Raw genomic sequence first — 8,858 nt, forward strand, 5'->3', positions numbered from 1 at the left:
CCGGAGCTGGCGCGCCGTCGCGACCCCGCCCGGCGGCGCGACAGGCTGGCGGCGGGCGCGCTGGGTGGTGCTCGGCGCGGTGCTGGCCCTGGTCGGGGTGGCCACCGCGGCGACGCTCTACCTGACCCGGGACCGCTATCCGGATCTGACGTTCGACTCGCTGCGCGAGCTGTCCCGGCCGTCGGCCGGCGCCGAACGGCCGGTCGCCATGTGGACGGCGGTGCTCGACGACCGGGCCTACCTGGCGTTTCCGCTGCCCGACGACCGGCTGGAGGTGGTGGCCGTCGACGCGGGCAACGGCCACCAGTTGTGGCGGAAGCAGACCGACGTGCGGGCCGACGACTGGGAGGCGATCATCGCCGTCCCCGGGGCGGTCGCGGTCCTCGCCGACGCACCGGGCGACAGCACCCCCCGACCGCTGGCCGTCCTCGACGGTCGTACCGGCGAGCAGCGCTGGCAGCGCGTTCTGCGTGGTGACGACGACGTCTACTTCGCCGACGACACGGCGGTGCTGGTGGACCGGACCGCTGACGAACTGGTCGGTCTGCGCCTGAGCAACGGCTCGGCGAAGTGGACGCAGCCCAACCCCCGCGGCCAGTACGCCGGTGGCCGTACCGTGGTCCGGCCGGTCGGCACCGACGCGGCGGCGGGCGGGCCGGCCTTCCTCGACGGCACGCCCCGCAACCCGTGGGCGAGCAAGGGGCGGCGACTGGTCCAGGTGGGTGCGGACCGGTCGGTGCGGCTGCTCGACATGGCATCCGGCGCGGTGCTGCGCCAGTGGGGCAGCGTCGCCGACCTCGACGACCTGGTGGTCGCCCACGAGGACCGCCTGTACGTGGCCGCCAACGAGGGTGGTTACCAGCTCCTCGCGTACGACCTGGGCTCCGACGCCGAGCCGGTGGTGCTGCACCGCTCCGGCAACGACGAGTACCGCCCGAAGGAGCTGATGGCCTGCGGTGAGCGGCGGGCCTGCCTGTTGCAGGTGCCGAACAACGACGTCGCGCGCACCGAGATGGTGGCGGCCACCGAGGGTGAGCAAATGATCAAATGGTCGGCGCCGGGCGTGACCGGTCTGGTTCCGTTGGGTGAGCAGGTGCTCGCCCAACGGGAGTTGCCGGAGCCGACCGTCACCGTCTTCGACGCCACCGGCAAAGCGGTGCTGCGGGACCGGGGCGGAGTGGCGGTCCGCCTCGACGCGGGCAACCTGCTGGTCTTCGCCAAGGCGCCCAGCGTGGTCGCGGACAACCGGGTGCTGGCCGGGGTGTGGGCCGAGTCCGGGGAGGTCGACGAGTTGGGTGAGCTGAAGGACGTGCGCAGCTCTTCCTGTTCGTGGAACACCCACGTGATCGCCTGTGGCGCGGACAAGGACTTCGTGCTGTACCGCTTCACCGACGACTGACGTCACCGGCCCACCGGTCGGCTCGTACGATGCTCCGGTGAATCTTCGAGGTACGGTCCGCGCCGATCGTCCGTTGGTGGTTCTTGCCGTGGGGGAGGAGGCCCGCTACCTGCCGCCCGAGCTGCCGGTCCTGCTCACCGGCATGGGCAAGGTGAACGCCGCCAGCGCGGTGGCCGCGGTGCTCGCCGCCGGGCCGCGCCCCGCCCTGTTGCTCAACCTGGGTACGGCGGGAGCGTTGCGCCCCGGGTGGGCCGGGATCCACGAGGTCGCCACAGTGCTCCAGCACGACCTGGACACCGAGCTGCTGCGCACGCTGACCGGCGAGACCTACGGGGCGCCGCTGCCGCTGGCAGCCGAGGGCGCGGTGCTCGCGACCGGTGACACCTTCGTGGCCGACGACGCCGAGCGGGACCGGTTGGCGCAGCGCGCCGACCTGGTCGACATGGAGGGGTACGCGGTGGCCTGGGCCGCCGCGCAGGCCGGTGTGCCGTGCCGGCTGGTGAAGCAGGTCAGCGACGAGGCGGGGGAGGGCGCGGCCCGAACCTGGCAGGAGTCGGTGGACGCGTGCGCCCGGGACCTCGCCGAGTGGGCCGCTCGACACATCGTCTGAACAGGTAAGGGTCAGTCGTCTGCTTGCCGCATCCGCAGGCCCGGTGTGGTCTCCCGGGCCGCTCCGGGAATCAGGATGTGCGCCGCCAGCGTGAGCGCCACGACGGCGGTGACCAGCAGCGGCGGCCAGCGGCCGGCCCACGGCAGCGTGAGCAGCGGCAGGGGGAGGCAGAGCATTCGCCGCCACGGCACGAGCATGGACACCAGCAGGGTGAACAGGGCGCGGCCGATCACGAACAGCGCCGGACCGCCCATGATCAGTAAGAGCCACCCGACCGGGGTCGTGCCGGTCGGCCGGGTGACGACCAGGTCGAACGAGGCCGCCGTGGCGACCACGCCGGCCAGCATCACCAGGTGCGTGTACGGAGCCACCCGGGCCGGCCGGCCCGACTTCGGCCCGGCCCCCGCCTCCAGCAACTCGCCGGCCCGGAAGACGTAGACCTGCCAGAGCAGCAGCATGATGGCGAACGCGCAGAGCAGCGCGGCGACCCGGAGCCCGGCCAGCGGGCCCCGGCTGACCTGCAGCGTGGGAACCAGGATGATGTCGCCGAGGGCCAGGATGATGAACTGCTGGTACCGCTCGCCGAGATGCGCGGTTGTCCGCTCGTACTGCTCCGAGGGCACCCGGCCCAGCCAGGGCGTGGGGTAGCGGGCCGCCGCGGAGATCAGGTCGATCGTGATGGCGATGGCCCAGAGGGCCCAGTTCACAGTGCCGGACGCCGCGCCCGTGATCCAGAAGACGCCGGACACCACGAACCAGAAGAAGAACCGGCTGGCCCGGACCATGGCCGCCCGATGTCGCTTCCGGTACAACGTCGTGACCAGGATGATGCCGCGGATCACGTGCGTGCCGACGTACGAGATCGCGAAGACCATCGCGTGCCCGTCGGAGACCATCGGCAACGATGCCGCCATCCCCACCGAACCGACCATGGCGACCATCAGGATGGCCTGGATGGGGCGCTGCTGAGGGTCGTAGAACTCGGTGGTGGTGGAGGTGACCGACCAGGTCCACCAGATCGCCGTCAGCATCAGCAGGACCATCGCGGCGCCGGACCAGTTGTGGACTTCCGCGAGCAGGGTCGACGTCAGCGCGAGCGAGGCCACGAAGACCACGTCGAAGAGCAACTCCAGCAGCGTGGCCCGCGTCGAACCGTCCGGCCGGCGTACCAGCGCCGCGGTGCCTCCGGTGGTCATGCCCGGCCTCCCGCCGTGTCTCCGAGGATTATCGGCGGTGCCGGCGCGGCCCGTCCCCGGATCGGCGATTCCCGCCGGTCGGGGAAGAGGGCGTCCGGAGGTTGCCACGGCGTCGGGCGCCGGGCGATGCTTTACTGCATCCATCAATCTCGATCTCTTCGGAGGTTCGGATGCGCCGCTCCCCGCTGGTCGCCCTCGTCCTGACCACCCTGCTGCTCGTCGCGCCCGGTGCGGCGCAGGCCGCCGTCCCCGACCGGTCCGCCGCGCCCGCCGCCGATCCGACGGCCACGCTGACCGGGGTACGCACCGCGGGCACCGCCTGGGGCCTCGACCCCGCCACCGGCCGGATGACCCTCACCGTCGACGACACCGTGGCCCCCGGCGAACTGGCCGCACTGCGGGCGGTGACCGACCGGGCCGGCGTGCTGCTGCGCCGCGAACCCGGAACGCTGCGCCCCCTGATCGCCGGCGGGCAGGGCATCTACGGCGGCGGTGGCGCGCGCTGCTCGCTCGGCGCCAACGCGCGCAGCGGCAGCACCTACTACGTGATCACCGCCGGGCACTGCACCACCGCAGCCGCCACCTGGTACGCCGACAGCGCCCAGACCACAGTGCTCGGCACCCGCACCGCCACCAGCTACCCCACCAACGACTACGGGCTGATCCGCTACACCGGCCGGATCGCCCACCCGAGCGCGGTCTACACCTACCCGGGCCTGCTGACCATCAACGGCCCCGGCAACGCGTACATCGGTCAGGCGGTGTGCCGCAGCGGCAGCACCACCGGCGTGCGCTGCGGCACCGTCACCGGTCTCAACCAGACCGTCAACTACGCCACCGGCGTGATCTACGGCCTGATCCGCACCAACATCTGCGCCGAGCCGGGGGACAGCGGCGGACCGCTCTACGTGGCCTCCACCGGCAGGATCCTCGGCATCCTCTCCGGCGGCACCGGCAACTGCACCGCCGGCGGCACCACCTACTACCAGCCGATCGCGGAGGTGCTGGCCGCGTATGGGCTGACGTTGCCCTGAGCGTCAAGGTGTGACGTGCGACGGGTTGCCCACCCCGCGCGGGACACCTAGGCTCGGCGACGCCCAGCACCCCCGCCGCGAGGACGTGTGCCCGATGCCGACCGCCCCCCGACCTGACCAGCCGAGTGTTCCGGCCGGCCTTCCGTCGATCGAGGTGGCCGCCGTGGGGGAGACGATGGTGGTGCTCTGCCCCGCGCCGGGTGAGCCGCTGGAGCGCGCCGAGCGGGTCGCCGTCTCGGTCGGTGGGGCCGAGTCCAACGTGGCCGGTTACCTGGCCCGCCTGGGACACCTGACGACCTGGGTGAGCCGGGTCGGCGACGACCCCTTCGGTCGGGCCGTCGTCCGGCACGTCGCCGCCGCCGGAGTCCGGGTCGACCAGGTGTGCGTGGACCCGGCCGCCCCCACCGGCCTGTACGTCAAGGACCCCGGCCCGGAGGGAACCGCAGTGCACTACTACCGGGCCGGGTCGGCGGCCGCCCGGATGGACCCCGCCACGCTGGCCGACCCGGCGCTGGCCGGCGCCCGGGTGCTGCACCTGTCCGGAATCACAGCGGCGCTGTCCGCGTCCTGCCGGGCGCTGGTCGAGCACGCGGTGACCGACCGACCGCTGGCGCAGGCGTTGGTCAGTTTCGACGTCAACCACCGGGCCCGGCTGTGGCCCGCCGAGCAGGCCGCGCCGGTGCTGCGCGACCTCGCCAACCGCTGCGACCTCGTCTTCGTCGGGCAGGACGAGGCGGAAACCCTCTGGGGTACCACCGACCCGACGGCCGTACGCGAGCTGTTGCCGGATCCGGCGACGGTGGTGGTCAAGGACGGCGCGGTGGGCGCCACCGCACTGGTCCGCGACGCCGAACCGGTCTTCGTGCCCGCGCCCCGGGTGACGGTGGTGGAGCCGGTCGGCGCCGGAGACGCCTTCGCCGCCGGCTACCTGGCCGGGCTGCTCCGCGGCCTCGACCCGGTGCGGCGGTTGCGCCTCGGTCACCTCGTCGCCGCGCAGGCTCTGACCAGCAGCGGCGACAACGCCCCCGTCCCGCAGTGGGCCTGGTTCGAGAAACTCATCGACGCCCCCGCCGACGCCTGGTCGCCACTCGACCTGACCGACCCGGGCGCGACGACCTGAGCCGGGCCGGCGGATTGCGACCCGACCAGCAGCAACAGTCCCACCGCGACATCGGATGGAGTGCACCATGACCACACCGGACTTCGACCACATCTTCGGCGGCGCCCGGGTGATGGCGATCCTGCGCGGCCTGCCGGTCGCCGAGACCGTTCGACTCGCCGAGCGTGCCTGGGACCTCGGCATCGACGTGGTGGAGGTTCCGGTGGCCACCGCCGACGCGGTGCCGGCGCTGCGGGCCGCCGTCGAGGCGGGGGCCGCACGCGACCGGATCGTCGGCGCCGGCACCGTGCTCGACGTCGACCAGGTCGCCGCGGCGGCCGACGCGGGCGCCCGGTTCACCGTCGCGCCCGGCCTGGACCTCGCGGTCGCCGACGCCGCCGCCGCGCGTGGCCTTCCGCACCTGCCCGGTGTGGCCACCCCCACCGAGGCCCAGCAGGCACTGCGGCACGGCCTCACCTGGCTCAAGGCGTTCCCCGCGATCTCCCTCGGCCCGGCCTGGTTCAAGGCCGTCGCCGGCCCGCTGCCGCAGGTGCGCTTCGTCGCCACCGGCGGCCTCGACGCCGGCAACGCAGAAGCGTTCCTACAAGCAGGAGTACGTGTCGTAGCAGTCGGCTCAGCCCTCTCCGACCCCACCCAACTAGACGCCCTAGCCAAGCTAACCCGCCCCACCCCCTAACCCGCCCCACCCCCTAACCCACCCACCCGCCCCACCGCCCTCCCTCCCCACCGCCCTCCCCACCGCCCTCCCTCCCCGCCCCACCCCGCCGATCTTGCACTTGCGGTTGCCGATGCGCCCTGATTCGCGGCTTTGGTCGCGACACAAAGTGCAAGATCGGCGCGGGGCGCGGGGCGCGGGGCGCGGGGGCGGGGGGCGGGGGCGGGGACGGGGGAGAGCGGGGTGGGTGGCGGGGTTGCGCCATGGCGTAAGTGCGTCGAGGTTGGGGGCGCGGTTGGGGTGGGCTCTGCGTCGATGCTGTGGTGCGTACCACTTCTCGACACAAAGAGGTCATCGTGGCTCTGTCTCACCGGCGCCGCCGATCCGGGCTGATCGCCCTCGGCGCCGCCCTCACCCTGGCGGCCGGGTTCACCCCACCCGGCGCGGGAGCGGCCGCCGCCCCGCCGAACAACCCCGACCGCCCGGCGGGTCAACCCCCGGCCGCCGCCGGACGCGCGTCCACCGTCACCCTGATCACCGGTGACACGGTCACCGTCACCACAGCACCGGACGGCAGCACTGTGTCGACAGTGCGCCGGCCAGACGGCAGCACCCCGAGCTTCCACCGCACGGTGCGCGACGGCGACACCTACGTCTACCCGGACGCCGCGCTGTCCTATGTGACCAGTGGTGTTCTGGACCGGCAGCTGTTCAACGTCACCGACCTCATCGCCGACGGCTACGACGACGCGCACACCGACGCGCTTCCGCTGATCGTCACGATGACCGACGCGGCGGCCCGCAACCGCACCCGTCCCACAGTCGACGGCGCGAAGCTGGTCCGACCGTTGGACAGCGTGCAGGGCGCGGCGCTGACCCGCCAGCGCGCCACCGCCGACCGGTTCTGGACCGCTCTGACCGCCGGTTCGACCCGGCGTACGGGTGACGCCCCGACCCTGGCCAACGGCATTGCGAAGGTCTGGTTGGACGGTCGGGTGCACGCGGACCTGGCCGAGTCCACAGCGCAGATCGGTGCGCCGAAGCTGTGGGCCGAGGGCAACACCGCCGCCGGTGTCGACGTCGCTGTGCTCGACTCGGGTGCGGACGCGGAACACCCGGATCTCGCCGGGCAGATCGCCGAGTCGAGCAGTTTCGTGCCCGAGGAGCCCGACATCCTCGACTACAAGGGCCACGGCACGCACGTCGCCTCGACGATCGCCGGCACCGGTGCCGCGTCCGGTGGCGCCGAGCGGGGCGTCGCCCCGGGTGCCCGCCTACACATCGGCAAGGTGCTCAACAGCGAGGGCAGTGGGCAGAACTCGTGGATCATCGCCGGCATGGAGTGGGCGGCCCGGGAGCAGAAGGCCCGGGTGGTCAGCATGAGCCTGGGCGGTGAGGCCACCGACGGCAGCGACCCGATGAGCCAGGCGGTCGAGCGACTCAGCGCCGAGACCGGTGCCCTCTTCGTGATCGCCGCCGGCAACAGCGGCCCGGCCACCATCGGCAGCCCGGGCGCCGCCAACTCCGCGCTCACAGTGGGCGCCGTCGACGCCACCGACCACCTCGCCGACTTCTCCAGCCAGGGGCCACGCGCCGGCGACGGCGGGCTCAAGCCCGAGATCACCGCCCCCGGCGTGGACATCCTGGCGGCCCGCTCGCACCTGGTGCGGGGTGGCTCCGGCGATTACACGCTGATGAGCGGCACGTCGATGGCCACCCCACACGTGGCCGGAACGGCCGCGCTGGTTGCCGCCGCGCACCCGGACTGGACCGGTCAGCGGATCAAGGAAGCGCTGGTCAGCACGGTCAAGGCCACCCCCGGGTACACCCCGTACCAGGCGGGTGCCGGTCGGGTCGACGCGGTCGCCGCCGCGCACGCCACGGTCTTCGCCACCCCGAGCGCCTACTCCGGCTTCCAGGCGTGGCCGCAGCAGCCGGGCATGACCGTCGACCGCACTGTCACCTACACCAACGTCGGCAGCGCGCCGGTCGCCCTGAAGCTGGCCCTCGACGTGGCCACCGCGCCGGCCGGACTGTTCGCGCTCTCCGCCGACCGGGTCGCCGTGCCCGCGGGCGGCACCGCCACCGTGACGGTGACCGCCGCGTACGACAAGCTGCCGGTGGAGAAGCAGGTCAGCGGCATGATCGTCGCCACCGACGACACCGGTGCGGTGCGCGGACGCACCCTGATCGGCGCCGGCAAGGAGGGCCAGCGGCAGAACCTGACGCTGGTCGCCAAGGACCGCGACGGCAAACCGCTCGTCGGCAAGGTCATCCTCACCGCCGACACCCTGTTCACCGCCGTGGACCTGCCCGAGAGCGGCACCGCCACGCTGCGGCTGCCGGTGGGAAGCTGGAACGGTTGGATCTCCGCGGACGTGCGCGGCGCGCACGGGCCGCACTCCAAGGGCATGGCGATGCTCAGCTTCACCGATGTGAACCTGGACCGCGACCGCACCGTCACCCTGGACGCGCGCGCCGCCCGGCAGGTGCAGGCCCGGGTGCCGCAGGAGGCCACCGCCAGCGCGCTGCGGATGGACATCCACCGGTCCACCAAGAACGGTCTCACCGAGAGTCAGGTGCTGCCCGACGACTCGTACGACAGCATGTGGGCGTTGCCGACGACCCGTCCGGTGACCGACGGCGAGTTCGAGTTCGGCGCCCGGTGGCGGCTGGAGCAGCCGGCCCTGACCGTTTCGGCGGGCGGTCGCTCGTACGACGATCTGTTGGTGAAGCGGGCGACCCCGGCGCTGCCGGCCGGTCGTCGCCAGCTGGAGACGATCAGCGTCCGGTTGCCCTGGTTGTAGGGCAGGTAGTCGCGGAACTCGGCGGTCCGTGCAGCGC

Annotated in this window: 7 protein-coding genes; 6 read left to right on the forward strand and 1 reads right to left on the reverse strand. The window is 73.0% G+C overall.

All coding sequences use genetic code 11. The annotated features are described in order from the left end of the window. Together AB0C20_RS33005 and AB0C20_RS33010 are read left to right on the forward strand one after the other, a co-directional pair. Positions 1-1,399 (forward strand): PQQ-binding-like beta-propeller repeat protein (locus tag AB0C20_RS33005; protein WP_357569465.1); only part of this gene is annotated, 1,399 nt, incomplete at its 5' end. Between the two features lie 37 nt (positions 1,400-1,436). Then, entirely contained in the window at positions 1,437-2,009 is a 573-nt protein-coding gene (locus AB0C20_RS33010; protein ID WP_357180578.1) for a nucleosidase, read from the forward strand. A gap of 11 nt (positions 2,010-2,020) precedes the next feature. Here AB0C20_RS33010 and AB0C20_RS33015 read toward each other — a convergent pair whose 3' ends face one another. Then, positions 2,021-3,205, reverse strand: coding sequence for a low temperature requirement protein A (locus AB0C20_RS33015; protein ID WP_357180581.1), 1,185 nt, complete (start codon positions 3,203-3,205; stop codon positions 2,021-2,023). Positions 3,206-3,375: 170 nt separating this feature from the next. Here AB0C20_RS33015 and AB0C20_RS33020 point away from each other — a divergent pair, with 170 nt between their 5' ends. From AB0C20_RS33020 to AB0C20_RS33035, 4 genes are all read left to right on the forward strand, one after another. Then, a complete protein-coding gene (locus tag AB0C20_RS33020; protein ID WP_357569467.1) occupies positions 3,376-4,239 on the forward strand; it encodes a S1 family peptidase in 864 nt (287 codons plus the stop codon). 94 nt (positions 4,240-4,333) lie between these two features. Beyond that, on the forward strand, positions 4,334-5,359 hold the full coding sequence (locus AB0C20_RS33025) for a sugar kinase (RefSeq protein ID WP_357180587.1): 1,026 nt from the start codon (positions 4,334-4,336) through the stop codon (positions 5,357-5,359). Positions 5,360-5,426: 67 nt separating this feature from the next. Next, a complete protein-coding gene (locus AB0C20_RS33030) occupies positions 5,427-6,035 on the forward strand; it encodes a bifunctional 4-hydroxy-2-oxoglutarate aldolase/2-dehydro-3-deoxy-phosphogluconate aldolase (protein WP_357569468.1) in 609 nt (202 codons plus the stop codon). 335 nt (positions 6,036-6,370) lie between these two features. Then, entirely contained in the window at positions 6,371-8,821 is a 2,451-nt protein-coding gene (locus tag AB0C20_RS33035; protein ID WP_357569469.1) for a S8 family serine peptidase, read from the forward strand. Positions 8,822-8,858 lie beyond the last annotated feature (37 nt).

It is taken from the genome of Micromonospora sp. NPDC048843 (assembly GCF_040649965.1).
GTDB lineage: Bacteria > Actinomycetota > Actinomycetes > Mycobacteriales > Micromonosporaceae > Micromonospora > Micromonospora hortensis.

Coding starts and splice junctions, on each gene's coding strand:
- AB0C20_RS33015 (WP_357180581.1), bottom strand. CDS start 3,205: ATGACCACCGGAGGCACCGCGGCGCTGGTACGCCGGCCGGACGGTTCG.
- AB0C20_RS33020 (WP_357569467.1), top strand. CDS start 3,376: ATGCGCCGCTCCCCGCTGGTCGCCCTCGTCCTGACCACCCTGCTGCTC.
- AB0C20_RS33025 (WP_357180587.1), top strand. CDS start 4,334: ATGCCGACCGCCCCCCGACCTGACCAGCCGAGTGTTCCGGCCGGCCTT.
- AB0C20_RS33030 (WP_357569468.1), top strand. CDS start 5,427: ATGACCACACCGGACTTCGACCACATCTTCGGCGGCGCCCGGGTGATG.